Origin of the sequence: Nocardia sp. NPDC019323 (genome assembly GCF_044389845.1) — a bacterium.
GTDB lineage: Bacteria > Actinomycetota > Actinomycetes > Mycobacteriales > Mycobacteriaceae > Nocardia > Nocardia implantans.
Genome location: NZ_JBIRYN010000006.1, coordinates 1 through 23,811, shown reverse-complemented (window position 1 = coordinate 23,811; position 23,811 = coordinate 1). Strand labels below are relative to the sequence as shown.

Below are 23,811 nucleotides of genomic sequence, written 5' to 3'. Positions count from 1 at the left end.
AGGAAGGAAGCGACAGTGAGCGAGCGCAGCGAGGGGCAGCTATGAGCGTGCATCCCGCCGGTCCACGGCATGCCGAGATTCCGCACGCCCCGAACCTGCCGGAGCGTCCCGGCGATCCGAAGCAGATGATCGACCTGCCCGCGAACGTGTGGCCGCGCAACGCCACCCGAGACGACGCGGGCGTGGTCCACTTGGCGGGCGTGCCCGTGTACGAGCTGGCCGAGCGGTTCGGCACGCCGCTGTTCGTGGTGGACGAGGACGACTTCCGTTCCCGCTGCCGCGACATGGTCCGCGCGTTCGGGGCGAACGCGCGAGTGCACTACGCGTCCAAGGCCTTCCTGTGCGGCGAGGTCGCCCGCTGGATCCGGGACGAGGGCCTCTCGCTGGACGTCTGCTCCGGCGGCGAATTGGCCATCGCGTTGCACGCGGGCTTCCCCGCCGAGCGAATCGCGTTGCACGGCAACAACAAGTCCGTCGAGGAATTGGAAGCCGCGGTGTCGGCCGGCGTCGGCCACGTGGTGGTCGACTCGCTCATCGAGATCGAGCGCCTGGAAGCCGTCGCCGCCCGCGCCGGTGTGGTGCAGGACGTGCTGGTCCGGGTCACCGTCGGCGTGGAAGCCCATACCCACGAATACATTTCGACCGCGCACGAGGACCAGAAGTTCGGCTTCTCGATCGCAGGCGGCGACGCGATGGAGGCGCTCGCGCGCGTCTTCGACGCCGACAACCTGCGCCTGGTCGGCCTGCACAGCCACATCGGTTCGCAGATCTTCGAGATCGACGGCTTCGAGATCGCCGCGCGGCGCATGCTCGGCCTGCTGCGCGAGGCCATCGACAAGTTCGGCATCGAGCGCACCGCGCAGATCGCGACGCTGGATCTCGGTGGCGGACTCGGCATTTCGTACCTGCCGTCGGACGATCCGCCGCCGCTGGACCAGTTCGCGGCGAACCTGCGCGAACTGGTGGCCGCCGAAGCCGAACGCGCCGGGCTGCCGACGCCGACGATCGCGGTCGAGCCAGGCCGCGCCATCGCAGGCCCGGGCACGGTGACGCTCTACGAGGTCGGCACCATCAAGGACGTCTCGCTCGACGGCGGCCTGCGCCGCCGCTACGTGAGCGTCGACGGCGGCATGAGCGACAACATCCGGCCCGCGCTGTACCAAGCCGACTACGACTGCCGCCTGGTCTCGCGGTCGTCACAGGCCGGGCCGGTGGTCGCGCGCGTCGTCGGAAAGCATTGCGAGAGCGGCGATATCGTCATCCGGGACACCTGGATGCCCGCCGACGTCGGCCCCGGCGACCTGATCGCCGTCGCCGCCACCGGCGCGTATTGCTACTCGATGTCCAGCCGGTACAACCAGTTGACCCGCCCCGCGGTCGTCGCGGTGCGGGACGGACAGCCGCGCCTGATCCTGCGCAGGGAGACGGTGGCGGACCTGCTCAGCCTGGAGGTGGAAGCGTGACGGCCAACGCGAAGAACGGCGTGTGGGGGACCGATCGCCCGATCGGGGTCGCGGTCCTCGGCATGGGCAATGTGGGCACCGAGGTCGTGCGCATCCTGCGTGAGCACACCGAGGACCTGCGTTCCCGCGTCGGCGCGCCGGTGGTGCTGCGCGGTGTGGCCGTGCGCAGTCTCGACACCGACCGCGGCATCCCCGCCGAGCTGCTGACCACCGACGCGGACGCACTGGTCGCCCGTCCCGACGTCGACCTGGTGGTCGAGGTGATCGGCGGCATCGATCCGCCGCGCCGGTTGATCCTGGCCGCGCTGAACGCGGGCAAATCCGTGGTGACCGCGAACAAGGCGCTGCTGGCCGACTACACCGGCGAACTCGCCGCCGCCGCCGAAGCCAGCCGCGCCGACCTGTACTTCGAAGCCGCCGTCGCGGGCGCGATCCCCGTGGTGCGCCCGCTGATCCAGTCGCTGGCGGGCGACCGGGTGAACCGGGTCGTCGGCATCGTCAACGGCACCACCAATTTCATCCTCTCCGCGATGGACGAGACCGGCGCGGACTATTCGCAGACGCTGGCCGAGGCCACCCGCCTGGGCTACGCGGAAGCCGACCCGACCGCCGACGTGGAGGGTTACGACGCCGCCGCCAAGGCCGCGATCCTCGCCTCCCTGGCGTTCCACACCAGGGTCACCGCCGCCGACGTCTACCGCGAAGGCATCTCGCGGATCTCCGCGGAGGACCTGGAGACCGCCTCGGCGCTCGACTGCACGGTGAAATTGCTGGCCATCTGCGAGCGCGTGGACGCAGGCCCCGGTGAGCCGGGACCGGAGGACGGCGGCAAAGAGCGCGTCTCGGTGCGCGTCTACCCGGCGCTCATCCCGCGCAAGCACCCGCTGGCCGCGGTGAACGGCGCGTTCAACGCGGTGGTCGTCGAGGCGGAGAACGCCGGGCGGCTGATGTTCTACGGGCAGGGCGCCGGCGGCGCTCCGACCGCGTCGGCCGTGCTCGGCGATCTGGTGATGGCGGCGCGGAACAAGTTCTACGGGGGTCGCGCTCCCGGCGAATCGGTTTATGCTGAGCTACCGATCGCGCCGATCGGCGATACGCCCACCCGCTATCACGTGAACCTGCAGGTCGAGGACCGCCCTGGGGTCCTGGCTGCGGTGGCGGGCGAATTCGCCGCACACGGGGTGAGCATCTCGACCGTCCGTCAAGAAGGGCACGGCTCGGGTGCGCGCCTGGTCGTGGTGACCCACCACGCCGTGGAGTCGGCGCTCGCGGACACCGTGGCCGCACTGGCGGAAATGGAATCCGTCACATCCGTGACCAGCGTTCTGAGATTGGAAGGCACCGAAGAATGACCACAGCGTCGCGTAGCGACTCCATCAGGGGCGGCGGCCGGGACAGCGGTGGGCACACGCCTGGCGTCGCGCCCAAGGCCGGAGCGCACTCACGCTGGCCCGGCCTGATCGCGGCCTACCGCGACCGCCTCGCGGGCGCGGCCGACTGGGAACCGGTCACCCTGTTCGAGGGCGGAACGCCGCTGGTGCCTGCGCCGCACCTGTCCGAGATCACCGGCTGCGAGGTGTACCTGAAGGTCGAGGGCCTGAACCCGACCGGCTCGTTCAAGGACCGCGGCATGACGATGGCGATGACCGACGCCAAGTACCGCGGCCAGAAGGCGGTGCTGTGCGCGTCCACGGGCAACACCTCGGCATCCGCCGCGGCGTACGCGACCCGCGCCGGCATGAGCTGCGCCGTGCTGATCCCGCAGGGCAAGATCGCCATGGGCAAGCTGGCCCAGGCCGTGATGCTCGGCGCGAAGATCATCCAGGTGCAGGGCAACTTCGACGACTGCCTGGAGCTCGCCCGCAAGGTCACCGCCGATTTCCCCAGCATCGGCCTGGTCAACTCGGTGAACCCGGCTCGCATCGAGGGCCAGAAGACGGCGGCCTTCGAGATCTGCGACGTGCTCGGCAAGGCCCCCGACGTGCACGCCCTCCCCGTCGGCAACGCGGGCAATATCACCGCGTACTGGCGTGGCTACCGGGAGTACTACGCCGACGGCGTCACCGGCGGGCTGCCGCGCATGCTCGGCGTGCAGGCCGCCGGCGCGGCTCCGCTGGTCAACGGCGCCCCGGTGAAGGATCCCGAGACCATCGCCACCGCGATCCGGATCGGCGCGCCCGCCTCCTGGAACGGCGCCGTCGAGGCCAAGGAGCAGTCCGGTGGCGCGTTCCGCGCCGCCACCGACGAGGAGATCCTCGACGCGTACCGCCTGGTCGCCGCCACCGAGGGCGTGTTCGTCGAGCCCGCGTCGGCGGCCAGTGTCGCCGGCGTGCTCGCCGCACGCAAGGAAGGCTGGCTGGACGCCGGGCTCACCGTGGTGTGCACCGTGACCGGCAACGGCCTCAAGGACCCCGACACCGCGCTGTCGGGCATGCCGCAGGTGCAGCCGATCGCCGTCGACCCGGTCGCGGTGGCCGCCGAATTAGAGCTGGCCTGAGTTGAATTCGCGCGAAAGCCAGGTCATGAGCGCGACGCTGCCCGCTGGTCTGACCGTGACCGCGAGGGTGCCCGCGTCCACGGCGAACCTCGGTCCCGGGTTCGACTCGCTGGGTATGGCATTGGGGATCTACGACGAAATCCAGGTGCGCACCACCGATTCCGGGCTCACCATCCGGGTCGAGGGCGAGGGCGCCGACGATGTGCCTTGGGGCCCTTCGCATCTCGTGGTCCGCGCGATCGAGCGCGGCCTGGAGTCGGCGGGGGTGTGGGCCGATGGCCTCGATGTGGTGTGCCGCAACGTGATTCCGCATTCCCGCGGACTCGGCTCCTCGGCATCGGCGGTGGTCGGCGGACTGGCCGCCGGGTGCGCCCTCGCCGCGAAGCTGGACCCGGCGCTGGCCACGTCCACCGACCGAATGGTGCAGCTGGCCGCGGAATTCGAGGGACATCCGGACAACGCGGCGGCCAGTGTGCTCGGCGGGATCGTGGTCTCCTGGACCGAGACCGATCACCCGGCCGACGAGGCCCCCGGCACGGAATACCACGGTCGCGTCTACCGCGCGGTGCGGCTGGAGGCGCATGCGGCGCTGCGCCCGGTGGTGCTGATCCCGCAGGAGCGCTCGTCCACCGCGCACACCCGCGGCCTGCTGCCCGACGTCGTGCCGCACAGCGACGCGGCGTTCAACGTCAGTCGCGCCGCGCTGGCCGTCGTGGCGCTCACCCAGCGTCCCGACCTGCTGCTTCCCGCCACCGCGGACCGGCTGCACCAGGCCCAGCGTGCTCCCGCGCTACCGTTGACCACCGCTTGGATCACCCGCCTGCGCACGGCGGGCCTCGCGGCCACCGTCTCCGGGGCGGGACCGACCATCTTGGCCCTGGGGACCAGCGAATTTCCCGCGGAACTCCGCGAACTGGCGGCGGCCGACGGCCTGCGCGTGGTGGAGCCGGGAATCGCCGAAGGCGTCCTGGTCGACTGACGGCGAGTCTGTCTTGCCGAGATTCGCAATGGACAGCTATTCTGGGCAAGTCCGTACATCGTGCGCATCAGACGCCGGTGCTTCATCAGGGCAATCGCTCCAGCAGGCTCCAGGCTCGAGCCTCCAGGCCATGGGGGTGCTGCGTAGCTGCGCAACTGGAATGATCTCTCCCCACCTTTCACCAACGGTGGAGAAGCCGCCGGGCCGGCGGGGCAGGTGATACGGCACACAGCGCCCGGACGGACGCATCCCAGTCCGGCAGAATGCCCGGGCTGCGGGACGAACCCTCGAAACAGCACACGGCAATCGAGGGAAGGAAAGGATTTCCGTGACAGATACGGACCTGCTCGCGACACCCGGCGTGGAATCGAGCCCGACGGGCGAGCGCGAAAGTGAATCCGGACAGATTTCGAAGATGAGCGAACACACCGACGTCGCACGATCGGGGCTGACTGGAATGTTGTTGCCGCAACTGCGCGCGCTCGCGGGGGAGCTCGGTATCCGAGGCACCTCCGGGATGCGCAAGGGCGATCTGATCGCCGCCATCAAGGAAAATCAGGCCGCGGGCAAGGCGGCGAAGGTGGAGAAGCCCGCCAAGAGCGAGGCCAAGTCCGCGGCAACCGCCAAGGCCGACGCGCCCGCGAAGGCCGGTGCCACCGCCAAGACCGCCGCTGCAGCGCAGCAGGCGCCCGCCAAGGCCGAGCAGGCGACCCTCGATGTGACGCCCGCGGCCTCCGCCGCGCCCAGCGAGGCTCCCGCCCCGGCGAAGACGGCCCCCGCCGATGCCGCGCCCGCCGCCGACGCGGCGCCGTCCACGGCGACCGAGACCACCGAAGAGTCCGGCCGGGAGAGCGGCCAGCGTGGCCGCGGCCGGCAGCGGCGCGGCCGTGACCAGGCGCGATCCGCCACCGAGTCCGCACCCGCCGAGACCCGTGCCGACGAGCAGAAGCAGGACGCCGAGCAGGGCGGCGAGCGTCGCCGCGACCGCGGCCAGGGTGACCGGCAAAGCGATCGCGGTCAGGGCGACCGTGGTCAGGGCGAGCGCGGCCAGGGCGACCGTGGCCAGGGCGAGCGCGGCCAGGGCGAGCGCGGCCAGCAGAGCCAGAACGGCAGCGCGGGCGGCCGCGGCGGTGACGACGAAGAGGGCGGTCGCGGACGGCGCGGACGCCGCTTCCGTGAGCGTCGTCGTGGGCGCGACCGTGACGGCGGTGGCGGTGGCGGCGAGTCGCGCGAGCTGGAGATCCGCGAGGACGACGTCCTCCAGCCGGTCGCAGGCATCCTCGACGTGCTGGACAACTACGCCTTCGTCCGCACGTCGGGCTACCTGGCCGGGCCGAACGACGTCTACGTGTCGATGAACCTGGTCCGCAAGAACGGCCTGCGCCGCGGCGACGCGATCACCGGCGCGGTGCGCGCCCCGCGCGACGGCGAGCAGTCCAACCAGCGCCAGAAGTTCGATCCGCTGGTGCGGCTGGACACGGTCAACGGCGGCGACGTCGAGGCGGCCAAGCGCCGTCCCGAGTTCGGCAAGCTCACTCCGCTGTACCCGAACCAGCGCCTGCGGCTGGAGACCCAGCCGAACAAGCTGACCACCCGGGTGATCGACCTGATCATGCCGATCGGCAAGGGCCAGCGCGCCCTGATCGTGTCGCCGCCCAAGGCGGGTAAGACCACGATCCTGCAGGACATCGCCAACGCGATCGCGACCAACAACCCCGAGTGCTACCTGATGGTGGTGCTGGTCGACGAGCGTCCGGAAGAGGTCACCGACATGCAGCGCTCGGTGAAGGGCGAGGTCATCGCCTCGACCTTCGACCGTCCGCCGTCGGACCACACCTCGGTCGCCGAACTCGCCATCGAGCGCGCCAAGCGCCTGGTGGAGATGGGCAAGGACGTCGTCGTGCTGCTCGACTCGATCACGCGGCTCGGGCGCGCGTACAACAACTCCTCGCCCGCCTCGGGCCGAATCCTCTCCGGTGGTGTGGATTCCACCGCGCTGTACCCGCCCAAGCGGTTCCTCGGCGCGGCACGCAACATCGAGAACGGCGGCTCGCTGACGATCATCGCCACCGCCATGGTGGAGACCGGTTCCACCGGTGACACGGTGATCTTCGAGGAGTTCAAGGGCACCGGCAACGCCGAGCTCAAACTGGATCGCAAGATCGCCGAGCGCAGGGTGTTCCCCGCGGTGGACGTCAACCCGTCCGGTACCCGCAAGGACGAGCTACTGCTCAGCCCCGACGAGGCGGCGGTACTGCACAAGCTGCGCCGCGTGCTGTCCGGCCTGGACTCGCACCAGGCGATCGATCTGCTGATCGACCGTCTGAAGAAGTCCAAGAACAACCTCGAGTTCTTGATGCAGGTGAGCAAGACCGCGCCGGGCGCGCTCGACGAGTGAGCAGTCCCGCCAGGTTGTCGCCGTGACAACGGCCGAAAGGGTCCCGCTGATGCGGGACCCTTTCGGCGTCTGGGGAGCGAAGAAGACGAGGCCCACCGTGGCCGCGCCGCCGATCAGGACCGCGAGGATCAGTCCGCAGGCCCCGCCGTCGGGATCGGGAGTGGCGGATTCCGAGGTCTGGACGTACACGGCGTTCTTCGGCGCGGGATAGTTCGCCAGGTCGGGGAGTGCGGATACACCGATGGCGACCGAGAGAGTCAGTAGAACGAAAATCGCGGCCGCGATTCGGATGTTCACGGGGTCTCCTTCCTGTCTCGGCACGCCGATGTGCACCAGGTCTGCAACTCTATGAACGAATTCGTTCATATTCGTGAGTAGCGGACTACCCGACTTCAGGGTCCCGGAGGCGGCGCGGATTCGCGTGCCCGGACTTCCGGGGGCGCGAACGGTGGGGGAGTACCTGGGCGGGAACAAACCGCTCGCCGGGGGCGTTTTGGGAGCGTAACGGCAGTTCTGGCATACTGAACGGTCGTTGCGTCTGCTCAGGTGAGCAGAGCTCCCGCCTAGTCGGTTCCGGTTCACGCTTCGCGCGCTTTCGCGCGGGCGACCCGGCGACCACAATCGAGAGGACATCCATGAAGGCAGGAATTCACCCGGCGTATGTCGACACCACGGTCGTCTGTGGTTGCGGCAACACCTTCCAGACTCGCAGCACCAAGGAGTCGGGACACATCACCGTCGAGGTCTGCTCGCAGTGCCACCCGTTCTACACCGGCAAGCAGAAGATCCTCGACACCGGTGGTCGCGTGGCCCGCTTCGAGGCCCGCTACGGCAAGCGTGCAGGCAAGAAGGCCGACGCCAAGTAGCTTCCTCGCCGACGCCCGGTCCTGCTGCGCAGGCCGGGCGTCGGTGTTTTGTCTGGACAGCTACCAGGAGAAGGAAGCACCGTGACGCAACCGTCCGCCATCGACGACATTCTGGCCGAGTACGCCGGCTTGGAGACGCAGCTGGCCGATCCGTCGCTGCACAACGATGCGGGCGCCGCGCGCAGGGTCGGCAAGCGGTTCGCCGAGCTGGCCCCGGTCATGGCGACCTACCGCAAGCTCGAGACCGCGCGCGACGACCTGTCGGCCGCGAAGGAACTCGCCGCCGACGACTCCGCGTTCGCCGCGGAGGTCCCGGATCTGGAACGGCAGGTCGAGGAACTGGAACAGGCCCTCGCCGACCTGTTGGCGCCGCGCGATCCGCACGACGGCGACGACGTCGTGCTCGAGGTGAAGTCCGGCGAGGGCGGCGAGGAGTCCGCCCTGTTCGCCGCCGACCTGGCCCGCATGTACGTGCGGTATGCCGAGCGCCACGGCTGGAAGGCCGAGATCCTCGACGTCGCCCTGTCCGACCTGGGCGGATACAAAGAGGCGACGCTGTCGATCAAGAGCCGCGACGCGGCGCGCGACGGTGTCTGGTCGCGATTCAAGTTCGAGGGCGGTGTGCACCGGGTGCAGCGCGTCCCGGTGACCGAATCGCAGGGCCGCATCCACACCTCGGCGGCGGGCGTGCTGATCTACCCGGAACCCGACGAGATCGAAGCGGTGCAGATCGACGAGACCGATCTGCGCATCGACGTGTACCGCTCCTCCGGCAAGGGCGGTCAGGGCGTCAACACCACCGATTCCGCGGTACGCATCACCCATCTGCCCTCCGGCATCGTGGTCACCTGCCAGAACGAGCGTTCCCAGCTGCAGAACAAGGCGCGCGCCATGCAGGTGCTCGCGGCGCGGCTGCAGGCGCTGGCGGAAGAGCAGGCCGATCAGGAGGCGGCGGCGGGCCGCGCCAGCCAGATCCGCACGGTGGACCGCTCCGAGCGCATCCGCACCTACAACTTCCCGGAGAACCGGATCACCGACCATCGGATCGGCTTCAAGGCGCACAACCTCGACGCCGTGCTGGACGGGGATCTCGACGCCCTGCTGGACGCTCTGGGGAAGGCGGATCGCGAAGCGCGTATGGCCGCGGAATGACCACCCGAGTAGCGCTGCGCCCCGCTATCAACGAGGCCGTCGAGACGTTGCGGACCGCCGGGGTGCACAGCCCGCAGGCCGACGCCGAGCATCTGGCTGCGCACGTCCTCGGCGTGCAGCGGACCAGGCTGATGCTGACCCCGCTCGTCTCGCCCGCCCAGCTGGCCGCCTACCGGGAGCTGGTCGCCCGCCGGGCCGAGCGAATCCCGTTGCAGCACTTGACCGGCACCGCCGTGATGGGCGCGCTGGACCTCGCGGTCGGCCCCGGCGTCTTCGTACCGCGCCCGGAGACCGAGTTGCTGTACGCGTGGGCGCTGGCGCAGCTGGAGGCGCTGCCGCACGATCACGCGCCGATCGTTGTCGACCTGTGCACCGGATCGGGCGCGCTGGCACTGGCCCTCGCACACGCGCGCCCCGATGCCGAAGTGCACGCCGTGGAACTCGATCCCGCCGCGCAGGTCTGGGCCCGGCGCAACGCCGACGACCGGATCGCCGCGGGCGATACCCCGATCACTCTCTACGCCGACGACGCCACCGATCCCGCCCTGCTCACCGACCTGAACGGCCGCGTGGACATCGTGGTGTCCAACCCGCCCTACATCCCCGAAGGCGCTCCCCTCGACCCCGAAGTGGCCGACCACGATCCGTCCATCGCCCTGTTCGGCGGCGCCGACGGTCTATCGGTCATCCGCGGCATGATTCCGAACATCACCAGACTGCTGCGCCCCGGCGGAGCCACCGCCATCGAACACGACGACACCAACGGTTCCGGCGTCGCCGCCCTCCTCACCGCCACCGGCGCCTTCACCGACGTCGTCGAACACCCCGACCTGGCAGGCAAGCCCCGCTTCGTCGCCGCAACGCACACATGAGCAGGTCCTCTGCACGGTCTCCCGCGCCGTTGCGCACCGAATCCGTGTGGTCCTTCCCGGCGCCTGTGCTGCCGACCGAGCACATTCCGCTGATGGTCGCGTCCTCTGACGACCGCACCGCCGGATGAAGCAACACGACGACGCCTGCACGACTGCGAGGCGGCCTCGCATGAACTGGTGGCGCGGGACGTCTCGCGACCGGTCGCTGGGCCGAGGAACAAACGCGTCACCGGCGCGACCTCCACGCGGCACCGCGCAACCGAACAACGGCGGGGGTGCGAGACGATGGCGTGCGGTGCGGCGGAGTACGGATCCAGGCATGGTTCCGAGCCGCAAAGGTCGCGTCGAGGACGCTCCCGATGCGCGGCGGCAGCCGCCGCATCCCACGTGACAACAGATTTCGTACGCACATGGGTAACTCGCCGGGCACGCCCAGAACTCGCTCGGCACCCGGCGCAAGACCTCAACGCAACTCTCGTTTCACCCCACTAGTACGGCCTGAGTTCTCGGAGAGGCGGCCCAGCATGCCAGGATGGTTGCCGTGAGTACCGTCTACGACTGCGCGGATCCCGACTCGCGCGCCGCCGGACTGTCCGCAGCCACCAGCGCCCTGAAATCCGGACGGCTGGTCGTGCTGCCCACCGACACCCTGTACGGGCTCGGCGCCGACGCGTTCGATTCGGCCGCGGTGAGTTCGCTGCTCGCGGCCAAGCGCCGCGGCAGGGACATGCCGGTCCCGGTGCTCGTCGGTTCCTGGCACACCATCGACGGCTTGGTGTTCTCGGTGCGCCCGCAGGCGCGCGAGCTGATCCGGGCGTTCTGGCCCGGCGGTCTGAGTCTGGTTGTGCAGCAAGCGCCTTCGCTCGCCTGGGATCTCGGCGACACCCGCGGGACGGTGATGCTGCGGATGCCGCTGCACCCGGTCGCGCTCGAACTGTTGCGTGAGGTCGGTCCGCTGGCGGTGTCCAGCGCCAACGTGTCGGGGCAACCGCCCGCGAAGACCGCCGCCGAGGCCCGCGAGCAGCTCGGCGACCTGGTGGGGGTGTATCTCGACGGCGGCCCTGCCGAACACGCGGTCGCCTCGACCATCGTGGACCTGACCGCCGACCAGCCGCGGATCCTGCGCGTGGGCGCGGTGCCCGTCGCCGACATCGCCGAGGTGCTCGGCATGTCGCCGGAAGCGCTCAGCGGCGCCGCCCAGCTCGGATGATGGGTTCGAGCGCCGTCGTCCCGCTCCGGGAGCTGCTCGTCGTGCTGCTCATCTCCGCGGTGGTGACGTTCCTGGCCACCGGTGGGGTGCGGGTGCTCGCGATCGGCTTCGGCGCGGTGGCCGTGCCGCGTGACCGCGACGTGCACGTCAAACCGATTCCGCGGATGGGCGGCGTCGGCATGTACATCGGCGTGGTCGCCGCGGTGCTGTTCGCCCACCAGCTGCCCGCGCTGCGCAGCGGCTTCGACTACAAACCCAATATCCCGATCGCCGTGCTGGTGGCCGCCACGATCATCGTGCTGGTCGGCATCGTCGACGACCGCTGGGGGCTCGACGCGCTGACGAAGTTCGCGGGTCAGGTGACGGCGGCGGGCGTGATGGCCGTCATGGGCCTTGGCTGGTACGTCATCTACAACCCGTTCAGCAACACCACGGTGGTGCTGGACGGACTGCAGGGCGGTCTGGTCACGGTCGCGGTCACCGTCACCCTGGTCAACGCCATGAACTTCGTCGACGGTCTGGACGGCTTGGCGGCGGGTTTGGGACTGATCGCCGCGCTGGCGGTCTTCGTGTTCTGCCTCGGTCTGATGAACGAGCAGGGCGGCTCGGTCGACACCTATCCGCCCGCGCTGCTCGCCGCGGCGCTCGCGGGTGGCTGCCTGGGATTCCTGCCGCACAATTTCCAGCCCGCCCGCATTTTCATGGGCGACTCCGGCTCGATGCTCATCGGATTGATGCTGGCCGCGGTCTCGACCGGCGCCTCGGGGCGAATCCCGCTGCAGGGATACGGCCCGCGCGACATCGTCGGTCTGCTTTCTCCGCTGTTGCTGGTCGGCGCGGTGATGTTCATTCCGGTGCTCGACCTGTTGCTCGCCATTGTGCGCCGGGTGCGCGCCGGCGTGAGTTTCTCGACGCCGGACAAAATGCACCTGCATCATCGCTTGCTGCAGATCGGTCATTCCCATCGGCGCGTGGTGTTGCTGATCTATTTGTGGGTCGGCGTGCTCGCCTTCGGCGCGGTCGGCACCTCGCTGATGGATCGCAGGCTGGTCGTATTGCTGATGGCGGGCGGGCTGGTTTTCGCGTTGGTGATCACCGCCGTTCCCGGGCTGCGGCGTGGGGACCCGGCGGGCGACGGATCGGCGTCCGGGTAAAGTCGGCGGCTGTGAGCTTCACACCCAGACCCGTCCCCGGCCCCGACGCGCCGCTGCGCTCCGCGCTGCGTTACGGCCTGATCGGCCTGGGCGTGCTGGTGGTCCTGTCGGTCGCGCTCGGCGCGGCCGTCTCGGGTGTCCCCGGCGTCTGGGGCGCGGTGCTCGGCGCCGCGATCGGCGGCGGCTTCATCCTCACCACCGCGGCCGTGGTGCTGTTCGGCGCGAAACTGCCGCCGAGCACCGCTGGTCTGGTCATGCTGGTCAGCTGGGTGCTCAAGCTCCTGGTGGCGCTGATCGTCGTCGCGATCCTCCAGCGGTTCGACTTCTACGACCGCGTCGTCCTGTTCTTCACCGTGGTCGGCGCCTTGATCATCGTGCTCGGCGCGGAGACCTATGGCGTTGTGCGGCAGAAGGTTCCGTACGTCACGACGACCGACTCCGAACCCGCGTCCGGTACTCGGGAGTAACGAAAACCCCCACCCCCTACACGCTGTCGTAGATGACTTGGTAAAGTGTTGGTAAGCAAGCGACCAAGTCGGGGATCAGTGAGGGGTCACCGCCGAGATCCCCTGCATGGGTCGCTATGCTTACTGCCGTGCCGGGCTCCGAGGGGTGTTCCGGTTCTGCATGTCGACGAATGTCGCCGACACACGTACAGACGCCTGGTGGATTTCGAACCACCGCACAGCTGCTGACGAACTTCGAGCCGACCTGAGTCGACCCAAATTGATCGTCAATGTCCGATCGAACCGCGGGAATGACCGTACCCGCGGCCCGAACACGGGAGAGAACGCTGAGCGTCACCACTCTGGCGGCCGAGTTCCACGCGCCGTCGCTTACCGACTTCTTCCCTCCAGCTGTGCTGTTCGAGGGAACGCCGTTCGAACTCGATCGATTGATGCTGATCCGCATTCTGATGACGGCCGTTCTCGTGGTCGTGATGGTGCTGGCATTCCGCTCGCCCCGGGTCGTTCCGCGCGGCCTGCAGAATGTCGCCGAAATCGGCCTGGTCTTCGTCAAGGAGCAGATCTGCGACGAGGTTCTCGGCAAGGAGACGGGACGGAAGTTCTTCCCGCTGATCGCGACGATCTTCTTCACGGTCCTCTTTCTGAACTTCTCGGGTGTCGTTCCGGGGTTGAACATCTCGTCGAACGCCCGAATCGGCATGCCGCTGGTGCTGGCCGTCATCGCGTACCTGGCGTTCAACTACGTCGGTATCAGGAAGTACGGCTTCTTCAACTACATGCGCAGCAGCATCGTCGTTCCGAACGTTCCCCCCGCGCTGCACGTGCTGCTGATTCCGATCGAGTTCGTCTCGACCTTCATCCTGCGCCCGTTCACGCTGACCGTCCGACTCATGGCGAACATGCTGGCCGGCCACATCATGCTGGTGCTGTTCTTCAGCGCGACCTGGTTCTTCCTGTTCGACGCCACCGCGTGGATGAAGGTGTTCTCGCCGTTCTCGCTGCTGGCCGGACTCGGATTCACGCTCTTCGAGCTGTTGGTCATCTTCCTGCAGGCTTACGTGTTTGCGCTGCTGACCGCCGTATACATCGGACTCGCACAGCACGCGGCCGATCACTGACCCGACCGACACAACTACCGGAAACCTGCTACACCACGCCGACCGGCGGGTGAGCAACAGAAAGGGAATGGAAGACTCATGAGCCTCGCTTACCTGGCCCAGGAAGCCGCCACCAACGAGAGCACCTTCAAGGGCCTGGGCGCCGTCGGCTACGGTCTCGCCGCGATCGGCCCCGGCATCGGCGTCGGCATCGTCGTCGGTAAGGCGATCGAGGGCATCGCGCGTCAGCCCGAGCTGCAGGGCACGATCCGCACCAACATGTTCCTCGGTATCGCGTTCACCGAGGCCCTCGCCCTCATCGGTCTCGTCGCCGGCTTCATTTTCTGATTCCGATGTACGAGTCAGTTTTGCTCGCGGCGGCGGAGGGAGAGGATGTGAATCCTCTCGTCCCCGAAACGTACGACATCGTCTGGTCGATCGTCTGCGTCGTCATCATCGCGGCCCTGTTCTACAAGTACGTGGTCCCGCGCTTGATGAAGACGCTCGACGAGCGTTCCGAGAAGATCGAAGGCGGCATCGCTCGCGCGGAAGCCGCGCAGGAAGAAGCTCAGCTCACCCTGCAGCAGTACCAGCAGCAACTGGCCGACGCCCGGCTCGAGGCCGCGCGCATCCGTGAGGACGCGCGCACCCAGGGCCAGGAGATCCTGGCGCAGATGCGCTCGGAGGCCCAGGCCGAGGCCGACCGCATCATCGCGGCGGGCCACACCCAGCTGGAAGCACAGCGCCAGCAGATCCTGACGGAGCTGCGCCACGAGGTCGGCCGCACGGCCGTCGACCTGGCCGAGAAGATCATCGGGCAGTCGGTTTCGGACGAGGCCAAGCAGGCGGCCTCGATCGACCGGTTCCTCGACGAGCTCGACCAGACCGACGCAGGCATCGGGGTCGGAAGGTAACGACGCGAAAGTGAGAAGCATGTACGCAGCGAGCCGCGAGGCCAGTGCCCGGTCTCGGGAGGCGCTTCGGGCCGCTCTGACCGGAAGCGACAGTGCTGCGGCCACGACGGGCTCGGAACTGTTCGCCGTTGTCGCCGTGCTGGACGACCAGCGTTCGCTGCGTGTGGCGCTCGCGGACGTGTCGGTGCCGGGTTCCGTGCGCGCGGAACTCAGCGAGCGGGTTTTCGGCGGCAAGGTCAGCGCTGCCACGCTGGCAGTGCTGACCACCGCGGTGGCCGAGAACTGGTCGCGCACCTCCGACCTGGTGGACACCTTGGTGTTGCTCGGCCAGGAGGCGTTGCTGGAGTCGGCGGCCCAGCGCGGCCGGATCGAAGCGGTCGAGGACGAGCTGTTCCGGCTCGGCCGGATCATCAGCGACAATCCCGAGTTGGAGCAGGCGCTCTCGGACCGGTCGCAGCCGGCTTCGGCCAAGGGCGAGCTGGTCCAACGGCTGCTCGCGGGCAAGACGGAGCCCATCACCCTGACCCTGGCGGAGCAGGTGGTGACCAGGCAGCGGTCGGGCATCAGCGCCGCCTTCGACGAGCTGTCCGACCTCGCGGCGGCGCGCCGCGATCAGATCGTCGCGCACGTGCGCGCCGCGATCGGGCTCACCGAGCAGCAGCGCGACCGGCTGGCCGCCTCGCTGCGGCGCATCTACGGCAAGGCGACCACGGTGCACATCCAGGTCGACCCGAGTTTGCTGAGCGGAGTCGTGGTGCGCGTCGGTGACGACGTGATCGACGGCAGCGCCATCGGCCGACTGGAGAAGATGCGCAGGGCCCTGACCTAGCGCGCTTCCACCACCCCCGACATTCCAGACCCAGACAGCGAGAGCAGGAAGAACATGGCGGAGCTGACGATCTCCTCCGACGAGATCCGTAGCGCGATCGAGAGCTACACCAAGAGCTACACCCCCGAGACCTCCATCGAAGAAGTCGGTGTGGTCACCGACACCAGTGACGGCATCGCGCACGTCAGCGGCCTGCCTTCGGCGATGGCCAACGAGCTGCTCGAGTTCCCGGGCGGCGTGCTCGGCGTCGCGCTGAACCTCGAGGACCGTGAGATCGGTGCGGTCATCCTCGGCGAGTTCGCCGAGATCGAGGAGGGCCAGGAGGTCCGCAGGACCGGTGACGTGCTCTCGGTTCCGGTCGGCGACAAGTTCCTCGGCCGCGTGGTGAACCCGCTGGGCCAGCCGATCGACGGCCTCGGCGAGATCGAGTCCGAGGAACAGCGCGTGCTCGAGCTGCAGGCCGCGACCGTGCTGGAGCGCCAGCCGGTCGAGGAGCCGCTGGCCACCGGCATCACCGCGATCGACGCGCTGACCGCCATCGGCCGCGGCCAGCGTCAGCTGATCATCGGCGACCGCAAGACCGGCAAGACCGCGGTCTGCATCGACGCGATCCTGAACCAGAAGGCCAACTGGGAGACCGGCGACCCGACCAAGCAGGTCCGCTGCATCTACGTCGCCATCGGCCAGAAGGGCTCCACCATCGCGGGCGTGAAGGCCGCGCTGGAGCAGCACGGCGCGCTGGAGTACACCACCATCGTCGCCGCCCCGGCCTCCGACTCCGCCGGCTTCAAGTGGCTGGCCCCCTACACCGGTTCGGCCATCGGCCAGCACTGGATGTACCAGGGCAAGCACGTGCTCATCGTGTTCGACGACCTGACCAAGCAGGCCGAGGCCTACCGCGCCATCTCGCTGCTGCTGCGTCGTCCGCCGGGCCGCGAGGCCTACCCCGGTGACGTCTTCTACCTGCACTCCCGTCTGCTGGAGCGCTGCGCGAAGCTGTCCGACGAGCTGGGCGGCGGCTCGATGACCGGTCTGCCGATCATCGAGACCAAGGCCAACGACATCTCGGCGTTCATCCCGACCAACGTGATCTCCATCACCGACGGCCAGGTGTTCCTCGAGTCCGACCTGTTCAACAAGGGCGTCCGCCCGGCGATCAACGTCGGTACCTCGGTCTCCCGCGTCGGTGGCGCCGCCCAGACCAAGGGCATGAAGAAGGTCGCCGGTTCGCTGCGCCTCGAGCTGGCGCAGTACCGCGAGCTGGAGGCGTTCTCCGCCTTCGCCTCCGACCTGGACGCGGCCTCGCTGGCTCAGCTCGAGCGCGGCGCCCGCTGGGTCGAGCTGCTCAAGCAGGACCAGTACTCGCCGGTGCCGGTCGAGGACCAGATCATCTCGATCTACCTGGTCGACCGCGGCCACTTCGACTCGATCCCGGTCGCCGACATCCGCCGCTTCAACGCCGAACTGCTCGAGGATCTGCACCGCAGCGCCGCCGACGCGTTCAAGGCGATCGAGGGCGGCAAGGTGCTCGACGGCGAGGCGGCCGAGCAGGTCGAGGCGGCGACCAAGAAGTTCCTCGGCACCTTCCTCACCTCCGACGGCACCCCCGTGGTGAACGAGGCCGAGGCGGGTCAGCTCGACCACGAAGAGGTCGAGTCGCTGTCGGTGACCCGCAAGCACGTCGAGAAGTAACGCGAGCCGGCAAATGCGCTATTCGATCCGCGGCGGACGCGACGGGCAGGGAAGTGGAAGCGACCACTTCCTGCCCGGCGGACGCCGCCCATCCCACGCAGCGAATGAAGGGAGTGTGAACCGCTGATGGCAAGTTTGCGTGAATTGCGCTCCCGCATTCGTGGTGTGAATTCGATCAAGAAGATCACCAAGGCCCAGGAGCTGATCGCGACCTCGCGCATCTCCAAGGCCCAGGCGAGGGTCGCGGCCGCGAAGCCGTACGCGGAGGAGATCACCAAGGTCCTCAGTGAGCTGGCGAGCGCGTCGAAGAACCTGTCGCATCCGCTGCTGACCGAGCGTCCCAACCCGCGCCGGGCAGCCGTGCTGGTGATCACCAGTGACAGCGGCATGTGCGGTGGCTACAACTCGAACGTGCTCAAGCGCGCCGAAGAGCTGATGACCACCCTGCGCGACGAGGGCAAGGAACCGGTGCTCTACGTCATGGGCAACAAGGGCCTGACGTATTACGCCTTCCGCAACCGTCCGTACGTGTCGGCGTGGACCGGGTTCTCGCAGCAGCCGAAGTACACCGATGCTTCGTCGGCCTGCCACCACCTGGTCGATGCCTTCATGGCGGGCTCCGACGGGGCCGTGCCGGCTCCGAACGGCACGGGTGACATCGCCGGTGTCGACGAGCTGCACGTCGTGTACACCCGCTTCGTGTCGATGCTGACGCAGACCCCTGAGGTGCGCCGCTTGGCGCCGATCCAGGTGAGCTACGTCGACGAGAACTTCGACCTGGGTGAGGACATCGTGTCGGATTCCCCGACCGCGGACGTCCACGCGCAGTACGAATTCGAGCCCGACGCCGATGTGCTGCTGGCGGCGCTGCTGCCGAAGTACGTCAACACGCGCATCTACGCGTCGTTGCTCGAGGCAGCGGCATCCGAGTCAGCGGCTCGGCGCACCGCAATGAAGGCCGCCACCGACAACGCCAACGAGCTCGCGAGCGTGCTCCAGCGCGAGGCGAACTCGGTGCGTCAGGCCCAGATCACGCAGGAAATCAGCGAAATCGTCGGCGGCGTGAACGCGCTGGCGTCGAGCTCGGACCGCGACTAAGCGCCTGCGGCTCCCGAGAGCCGCACATCGACACGGAGAGAACCAACACCAATGACCGCAGCTGTCACTCAAGACAACACGAGCCGGACCGGCGGCGCCGCAGGTCGCGTCGTCCGGGTCATCGGCCCCGTCGTGGACGTCGAGTTCCCGCGCGGAGCCATCCCCGAGCTGTTCAACGCTCTGCACGCCGAGATCACCCTGACCTCGGTGGCCAAGACCCTGACCCTCGAGGTCGCCCAGCACCTCGGCGACAACATCGTGCGCACCATCTCGATGCAGCCGACCGACGGCCTGGTCCGCGGCGCCACCGTCACCGACACCGGCAAGCCGATCTCGGTGCCGGTCGGTGACGTGGTCAAGGGCCACGTCTTCAACGCGCTCGGCGACTGCCTGGACACCCCCGGCCTCGGCCGCGATGGCGAGCAGTGGGGCATCCACCGCAAGCCGCCGTCGTTCGACCAGCTCGAGGGCAAGACCGAGATCCTGGAGACGGGCATCAAGGTCATCGACCTGCTCACCCCGTACGTGAAGGGTGGCAAGATCGGTCTGTTCGGTGGCGCCGGCGTCGGCAAGACCGTCCTGATCCAGGAGATGATCACCCGTATCGCGCGGGAGTTCTCCGGCACCTCGGTGTTCGCCGGCGTCGGCGAGCGCACCCGTGAGGGCACCGACCTGCGCCTGGAGATGGAGGAGATGGGCGTCCTTCAGGACACCGCCCTCGTCTTCGGCCAGATGGACGAGCCGCCGGGCACCCGTATGCGCGTCGCCCTCTCGGCCCTGACGATGGCCGAGTACTTCCGCGACGTGCAGCACCAGGACGTGCTGCTGTTCATCGACAACATCTTCCGGTTCACCCAGGCCGGTTCCGAGGTCTCGACCCTGCTCGGCCGCATGCCCTCCGCCGTCGGTTACCAGCCCACGCTGGCCGACGAGATGGGTGAGCTGCAGGAGCGCATCACCTCGACCCGTGGTCGGTCCATCACGTCGCTGCAGGCGATCTACGTGCCCGCCGACGACTACACCGACCCGGCTCCGGCGACCACCTTCGCCCACCTCGACGCGACGACCGAGCTCTCCCGCCCGATCTCGCAGAAGGGCATCTACCCGGCCGTCGATCCGCTGACCTCGACCTCCCGCATCCTGGAGGCCTCGATCGTCGGCGACCGGCACTTCCGGGTGGCCAACGAGGTGAAGCGGATCCTGCAGAAGTACAAGGAGCTGCAGGACATCATCGCCATCCTCGGTATGGACGAGCTGTCCGAAGAGGACAAGGTGCTCGTCGGCCGCGCCCGTCGTCTGGAGAAGTTCCTCGGCCAGAACTTCATCGTGGCCGAGAAGTTCACCGGTCAGCCGGGTTCGGTCGTGCCGCTCGAGCAGACCATCGACGACTTCGACCGGGTCTGCAAGGGCGAGTTCGACAACTACCCGGAGCAGGCCTTCAACAGCTGCGGTGGTCTCGACGACGTCGAGGCGGCCGCCAAGAAGATCCTCGGAAAGTAGTCACCGATGGCGGAAATGTCAGTCGATCTCGTCGCGGTCGAACGCCTGCTCTGGTCCGGCCAGGCGACGTTCGTCAGCGCGCAGACCACCGAGGGCCAGATCGGCATCATGGCCGGCCATGAGCCGCTGCTCGGCCAGCTGGTCGAGGGCGGCACCGTGACGATCGTGGACACCGATGGTCAGCGGGTCGTCGCCGCCGTGCACGGCGGCTTCTTCTCGGTGACCGCGAACTCGGTTCGGGTGCTCGCCGAGTCGGCGGAATTCGCCGACGAGGTGGACGTCGAGGAGGCCCGCCGGGTGCTGGCCGACTCCGACGCCAGCGAGGAGCAGCAGCGGGCCGCGCAGGCTCGGGTGCGCGCGGTCGAGCAGACCGCGAACGCCTGACCACAACCTGTTATCGAGAACGATCGCTGTCGGCGGTGAAGCCTTCTTCACCGCCGACAGCGTCTTTCAGGCGAGTCGGACACGGCCGGGGCATTTGTAAACTCGGGGCCGTGATTGAATGACCGCACGCGGTGTACGCATCGGGCTCGGCGGCGGAAGCCTGCTGACCACGAAGAGCTTGTGAACATCGCCAGTGGAATACCGTGTGGATCACACGGCGGCGGAGCGAAGGGACGAACGCATTGCAAACCGGGATGGTTCTCCTGATCATTCTGGTGCTGACGCTCGTGTTCCTCGCCCTCGCTTCGACTTACCGCCTGATCATGCTGCGGCGCGGCGGAACCGCCGCGATTCTGCGTGTCCTCCCCGCTCGCGGCGGTCAGGGGTGGCGGCACGGACTGATCCGCTACGACGAGGATCGTCTCGTCTTCTTCAAACTCACCAGCTTGAAACTCGGCCCCGACTCCACTATTCAGCGGCAGGGCATCGAGATCGGCGATCGCCGCGGTCCGCGCGGCGACGAGTACGACATCATGACCGACGACATCGCCGTGATCGCGGTGTCCGACCGCGCGGGCGACTTCGAGCTGGCCCTCGACCGCGACTCCTTGACCGCTTTTCTCTCCTGGGTGGAGTCCCGCCCCTCCGATCGCACCCGGCGGATGCCGGGCCTGTAGTCCCCGGTCCGACGGCCATCGGCAGTCCGAGCCCGCCGCGCCCGTTAGGGTTGTGCTGTGAGCGTGCACTTGACCCGGATCTACACCAGGACCGGCGATGACGGGACCACGGGATTGAGCGACTTCTCCCGGGTCGCGAAAACCGACCCACGCTTGGTCGCCTACGCCGACTGCGATGAGACGAACGCCGCCATCGGCGTCGCGATCGCCCTCGGCCACCCGGACGAAACGATGCTCGCGGTGCTGCGGCAGATACAGAACGATCTGTTCGATGCCGGGGCCGATCTCTCCACCCCCGTGGTCGCGGAGCCGAAGTACCCGCCGCTGCGGGTCACCCAGCCCTACATCGATCGGCTCGAAGCATGGTGCGACGAGTTCAATTCCGGGCTGCCCGCGCTCGATTCGTTCATCCTGCCCGGCGGTACGCCGCTGGCGGCGCTGCTGCACACCGCGCGTACGGTCGCCCGCCGCGCGGAGCGCTCGGCCTGGGCGGCGATCGAGACCCATCCGGAGGACACCAACGTGTTGCCGGCCAAGTACCTCAATCGCCTCTCGGACCTGCTGTTCATCCTGAGCCGGGTGGCCAATCCCGGCGGCGATATCCTGTGGAAGCCCGGCGGAGAACGGCCGGGCGTCTGATCGCGTAGCACCGCCAGGCGAGTACCCGAACGATCACTGGGTATGGCCAGCCAAGGTCTCGCAGATCGCAGTACGCCCATCCCGCGGCACTCGCTCCAACGGCGAAAACGTCCGGAGGCGAGGGGAGTCGTGGAGAGGCGGCACCGTAGTGCGCCGCCCCAACTATCCTTGCACCAACAGTGCGCCGAATACGCGGAGAGGCGGCATGGAACGGTTTTTGGTTACCGGCGGAAATCGACTCGTCGGTGAGGTCACGGTGGGGGGCGCCAAGAACAGCGTCCTCAAACTGATGGCCGCTGCGTTGCTGGCCGAGGGCACCACCACGATCACGAACTGTCCGGACATCCTCGACGTGCCGCTGATGGGTGATGTCCTGCGCGGACTCGGCTGCGACGTGACCATCGACGGCGGCGTGGTCAGCATCACCACGCCCGCCGAACCGAAGTATCACGCGGACTTCCCCGCGGTGACCCAGTTCCGCGCGTCGGTGTGCGTGCTCGGTCCGCTGATGGCGCGGTGCAAGCGCGCCGTCGTCGCGCTGCCCGGCGGTGACGCCATCGGCTCCCGCCCCCTGGACATGCATCAGGCCGGTCTGCGCCTGCTCGGCGCGACCAGCGAGATCGAACACGGCTGTGTGGTGGCCAAGGCCGACGAGTTGCAGGGCGCTCGGATCCGCCTGGACTTCCCCTCGGTCGGCGCGACCGAGAACATCCTCATGGCGGCGGTGCTCGCCGAGGGCGAGACGGTGATCGACAACGCGGCGCGCGAGCCCGACATCGTCGATCTGTGCAACATGCTCGTGCAGATGGGCGCGCGGATCAGCGGCGCGGGAACTTCGGTGCTCACCATTCAGGGGGTCGAACGTCTCCACCCGACCACGCACCGCGTGATCGGAGACCGCATCGTCGCCGCGACCTGGGGCATCGCCGCCGCCATGACCCTCGGCGACATCCGGGTCACCGGCGTGAACCCCAAGCACCTCTCGCTGGTGCTGGACAAGCTGCGGTCAGCGGGGGCACGCATCTCTTTCGAGCAGGACGGCTTCCGGGTGGTCCAGGCCGAGCGTCCGCGCGCGGTCAACTTCTCCACCCTGCCGTTCCCCGGTTTCCCCACCGACCTGCAGCCGATGGCCATCGGGCTCGCGTCCATCGCGGACGGCACCTCGATGATCACCGAGAACATCTTCGAGGCGCGCTTCCGGTTCGTGGAGGAGATGATCCGGCTCGGCGCCGACGCGCGCACCGATGGGCACCACGCGGTGGTGCGCGGGATCCCGCGGTTGTCGAGTGCGCCGGTGTGGTCGTCGGACATCCGGGCCGGCGCGGGTTTGGTCCTCGCGGGCTTGGTGGCCGACGGGACCACCGAAGTGCACGACGTCTTCCACATCGACCGCGGATATCCGAATTTCGTCGAGCAGCTGCAGGCGCTCGGTGGCGATGTCACGCGGGTCGGCGTCACGGATTGAGCGCCGCGGCGTTCGGGTCAGTGGGCGAGTTACCGAAAGTGTTCCGCAAAACGCGTGCTGACCAGGGGATTTGACATGGTGCACGCAGACACGTAACTTATTCCAAGTCAGAGCGACACGGACACCGACCCGGGGCCCAGGAGCTGAGCGGAAACGCTGAGCGAGAGGCCAGGGAAACGAGGTAGGACGAGGAGCGCCTGACGATCACACTAGCTCGAACGAGGTCCCAGTTTGCAACTGGGTTCACGGCTGAGCTAAGCTGGAAAAGTTGCTTCACCGATCAATCGGTTCAAACCGAACGATGGTGTGTGCGTGTGTTCTTTGAGAACTCAATAGTGTGTCGATGAATGTCAGTGCCAATTATTTTGGTTTCGGCTCTTCATACCCCCGTGTGGAGGGTCGGACATTTTTAGTCAGCTAATTTCCGGCTGGCGATTGTTTTGCTGGGTTTTCGGACT

Annotated in this window: 23 protein-coding genes; all 23 read left to right on the top strand. The window is 68.1% G+C overall.

Features of this window, described 5'->3' with window-relative positions; all coding sequences use genetic code 11:
• The first annotated feature begins 41 nt into the window (after positions 1-41).
• The 23 genes from lysA (at position 42) to murA (ending at position 23,353) form a co-directional block, all read left to right on the top strand.
• Positions 42-1,463 (top strand): diaminopimelate decarboxylase, encoded by a 1,422-nt coding sequence (lysA, locus tag ACH49X_RS22220; RefSeq protein ID WP_195080599.1) that lies wholly within the window; start codon positions 42-44, stop codon positions 1,461-1,463.
• Entirely contained in the window at positions 1,460-2,815 is a 1,356-nt protein-coding gene (locus ACH49X_RS22215) for a homoserine dehydrogenase (RefSeq protein WP_195080600.1), read from the top strand. The genes lysA and ACH49X_RS22215 overlap by 4 nt, the downstream gene beginning before the upstream one ends.
• On the top strand, positions 2,812-3,960 hold the full coding sequence (thrC, locus tag ACH49X_RS22210; protein WP_357103603.1) for a threonine synthase: 1,149 nt from the start codon (positions 2,812-2,814) through the stop codon (positions 3,958-3,960). The genes ACH49X_RS22215 and thrC overlap by 4 nt, the downstream gene beginning before the upstream one ends.
• Positions 3,961-3,985: 25 nt before the next feature.
• On the top strand, positions 3,986-4,939 hold the full coding sequence (gene thrB, locus ACH49X_RS22205; protein WP_195080601.1) for a homoserine kinase: 954 nt from the start codon (positions 3,986-3,988) through the stop codon (positions 4,937-4,939).
• Positions 4,940-5,267: 328 nt separating this feature from the next.
• Complete coding sequence (gene rho, locus ACH49X_RS22200) at positions 5,268-7,337, top strand: transcription termination factor Rho (protein ID WP_397070706.1); 2,070 nt, start codon at positions 5,268-5,270, stop codon at positions 7,335-7,337.
• A gap of 49 nt (positions 7,338-7,386) precedes the next feature.
• Positions 7,387-7,548, top strand: a complete 162-nt coding sequence (locus ACH49X_RS22195; protein WP_323123962.1) for a hypothetical protein — start codon at positions 7,387-7,389, stop codon at positions 7,546-7,548.
• A 424-nt stretch (positions 7,549-7,972) separates the two neighbouring features.
• Positions 7,973-8,203 carry a 50S ribosomal protein L31 gene (gene rpmE, locus ACH49X_RS22190; protein ID WP_011207583.1) on the top strand — a complete coding sequence of 77 codons (231 nt, stop codon included), beginning with the start codon at positions 7,973-7,975 and terminating at the stop codon, positions 8,201-8,203.
• Between the two features lie 81 nt (positions 8,204-8,284).
• The gene (prfA, locus tag ACH49X_RS22185) at positions 8,285-9,355 is read left to right on the top strand and encodes a peptide chain release factor 1 (protein WP_195080603.1); all 1,071 of its coding nucleotides are present in this window, start codon (positions 8,285-8,287) and stop codon (positions 9,353-9,355) included.
• Entirely contained in the window at positions 9,352-10,227 is an 876-nt protein-coding gene (prmC, locus tag ACH49X_RS22180; RefSeq protein ID WP_357103594.1) for a peptide chain release factor N(5)-glutamine methyltransferase, read from the top strand. Before prfA ends, prmC begins: the two co-directional genes overlap by 4 nt.
• Positions 10,228-10,768: 541 nt before the next feature.
• A complete protein-coding gene (locus ACH49X_RS22175; RefSeq protein WP_195080651.1) occupies positions 10,769-11,437 on the top strand; it encodes an L-threonylcarbamoyladenylate synthase in 669 nt (222 codons plus the stop codon).
• On the top strand, positions 11,434-12,591 hold the full coding sequence (locus tag ACH49X_RS22170) for a glycosyltransferase family 4 protein (protein ID WP_195080605.1): 1,158 nt from the start codon (positions 11,434-11,436) through the stop codon (positions 12,589-12,591). The genes ACH49X_RS22175 and ACH49X_RS22170 overlap by 4 nt, the downstream gene beginning before the upstream one ends.
• Before the next feature lie 11 nt (positions 12,592-12,602).
• Positions 12,603-13,058, top strand: a complete 456-nt coding sequence (locus tag ACH49X_RS22165) for a hypothetical protein (RefSeq protein WP_357103590.1) — start codon at positions 12,603-12,605, stop codon at positions 13,056-13,058.
• A 269-nt stretch (positions 13,059-13,327) separates the two neighbouring features.
• Entirely contained in the window at positions 13,328-14,176 is an 849-nt protein-coding gene (atpB, locus tag ACH49X_RS22160) for a F0F1 ATP synthase subunit A (protein ID WP_357208985.1), read from the top strand.
• 78 nt (positions 14,177-14,254) lie between these two features.
• A complete protein-coding gene (locus ACH49X_RS22155; RefSeq protein WP_039796339.1) occupies positions 14,255-14,503 on the top strand; it encodes an ATP synthase F0 subunit C in 249 nt (82 codons plus the stop codon).
• A gap of 5 nt (positions 14,504-14,508) precedes the next feature.
• Positions 14,509-15,069, top strand: coding sequence for a F0F1 ATP synthase subunit B (locus ACH49X_RS22150; RefSeq protein WP_067811460.1), 561 nt, complete (start codon positions 14,509-14,511; stop codon positions 15,067-15,069).
• Between the two features lie 19 nt (positions 15,070-15,088).
• Complete coding sequence (locus ACH49X_RS22145) at positions 15,089-15,898, top strand: F0F1 ATP synthase subunit delta (RefSeq protein ID WP_195080608.1); 810 nt, start codon at positions 15,089-15,091, stop codon at positions 15,896-15,898.
• A 54-nt stretch (positions 15,899-15,952) separates the two neighbouring features.
• Positions 15,953-17,590, top strand: a complete 1,638-nt coding sequence (gene atpA / locus ACH49X_RS22140; protein ID WP_067811466.1) for a F0F1 ATP synthase subunit alpha — start codon at positions 15,953-15,955, stop codon at positions 17,588-17,590.
• Positions 17,591-17,716: 126 nt separating this feature from the next.
• Positions 17,717-18,688, top strand: a complete 972-nt coding sequence (locus ACH49X_RS22135) for a F0F1 ATP synthase subunit gamma (RefSeq protein ID WP_067811469.1) — start codon at positions 17,717-17,719, stop codon at positions 18,686-18,688.
• A gap of 51 nt (positions 18,689-18,739) precedes the next feature.
• The gene (atpD, locus tag ACH49X_RS22130) at positions 18,740-20,188 is read left to right on the top strand and encodes a F0F1 ATP synthase subunit beta (protein ID WP_067811471.1); all 1,449 of its coding nucleotides are present in this window, start codon (positions 18,740-18,742) and stop codon (positions 20,186-20,188) included.
• Positions 20,189-20,194: 6 nt separating this feature from the next.
• Complete coding sequence (locus tag ACH49X_RS22125) at positions 20,195-20,572, top strand: F0F1 ATP synthase subunit epsilon (RefSeq protein ID WP_159839198.1); 378 nt, start codon at positions 20,195-20,197, stop codon at positions 20,570-20,572.
• 254 nt (positions 20,573-20,826) lie between these two features.
• Positions 20,827-21,249: a DUF2550 domain-containing protein gene (locus ACH49X_RS22120; RefSeq protein WP_067811477.1), complete on the top strand. Its 423-nt coding sequence runs from the start codon at positions 20,827-20,829 to the stop codon at positions 21,247-21,249.
• A gap of 57 nt (positions 21,250-21,306) precedes the next feature.
• The gene (locus tag ACH49X_RS22115; protein WP_195080609.1) at positions 21,307-21,888 is read left to right on the top strand and encodes a cob(I)yrinic acid a,c-diamide adenosyltransferase; all 582 of its coding nucleotides are present in this window, start codon (positions 21,307-21,309) and stop codon (positions 21,886-21,888) included.
• A 205-nt stretch (positions 21,889-22,093) separates the two neighbouring features.
• The gene (gene murA / locus ACH49X_RS22110) at positions 22,094-23,353 is read left to right on the top strand and encodes a UDP-N-acetylglucosamine 1-carboxyvinyltransferase (RefSeq protein WP_067811483.1); all 1,260 of its coding nucleotides are present in this window, start codon (positions 22,094-22,096) and stop codon (positions 23,351-23,353) included.
• Positions 23,354-23,811: the final 458 nt, after the last annotated feature.

Excerpts from the sequence above, each read along its gene's own strand:
- lysA (WP_195080599.1), top strand. The coding sequence starts at position 42 with ATGAGCGTGCATCCCGCCGGTCCACGGCATGCCGAGATTCCGCACGCC.
- thrC (WP_357103603.1), top strand. The coding sequence starts at position 2,812 with ATGACCACAGCGTCGCGTAGCGACTCCATCAGGGGCGGCGGCCGGGAC.
- thrB (WP_195080601.1), top strand. The coding sequence starts at position 3,986 with ATGAGCGCGACGCTGCCCGCTGGTCTGACCGTGACCGCGAGGGTGCCC.
- ACH49X_RS22195 (WP_323123962.1), top strand. The coding sequence starts at position 7,387 with ATGCGGGACCCTTTCGGCGTCTGGGGAGCGAAGAAGACGAGGCCCACC.
- rpmE (WP_011207583.1), top strand. The coding sequence starts at position 7,973 with ATGAAGGCAGGAATTCACCCGGCGTATGTCGACACCACGGTCGTCTGT.
- prmC (WP_357103594.1), top strand. The coding sequence starts at position 9,352 with ATGACCACCCGAGTAGCGCTGCGCCCCGCTATCAACGAGGCCGTCGAG.
- ACH49X_RS22170 (WP_195080605.1), top strand. The coding sequence starts at position 11,434 with ATGATGGGTTCGAGCGCCGTCGTCCCGCTCCGGGAGCTGCTCGTCGTG.
- atpB (WP_357208985.1), top strand. The coding sequence starts at position 13,328 with ATGTCCGATCGAACCGCGGGAATGACCGTACCCGCGGCCCGAACACGG.
- ACH49X_RS22155 (WP_039796339.1), top strand. The coding sequence starts at position 14,255 with ATGAGCCTCGCTTACCTGGCCCAGGAAGCCGCCACCAACGAGAGCACC.
- ACH49X_RS22150 (WP_067811460.1), top strand. The coding sequence starts at position 14,509 with ATGTACGAGTCAGTTTTGCTCGCGGCGGCGGAGGGAGAGGATGTGAAT.
- ACH49X_RS22145 (WP_195080608.1), top strand. The coding sequence starts at position 15,089 with ATGTACGCAGCGAGCCGCGAGGCCAGTGCCCGGTCTCGGGAGGCGCTT.
- atpA (WP_067811466.1), top strand. The coding sequence starts at position 15,953 with ATGGCGGAGCTGACGATCTCCTCCGACGAGATCCGTAGCGCGATCGAG.
- ACH49X_RS22135 (WP_067811469.1), top strand. The coding sequence starts at position 17,717 with ATGGCAAGTTTGCGTGAATTGCGCTCCCGCATTCGTGGTGTGAATTCG.
- atpD (WP_067811471.1), top strand. The coding sequence starts at position 18,740 with ATGACCGCAGCTGTCACTCAAGACAACACGAGCCGGACCGGCGGCGCC.
- ACH49X_RS22125 (WP_159839198.1), top strand. The coding sequence starts at position 20,195 with ATGGCGGAAATGTCAGTCGATCTCGTCGCGGTCGAACGCCTGCTCTGG.
- ACH49X_RS22120 (WP_067811477.1), top strand. The coding sequence starts at position 20,827 with ATGGTTCTCCTGATCATTCTGGTGCTGACGCTCGTGTTCCTCGCCCTC.
- murA (WP_067811483.1), top strand. The coding sequence starts at position 22,094 with ATGGAACGGTTTTTGGTTACCGGCGGAAATCGACTCGTCGGTGAGGTC.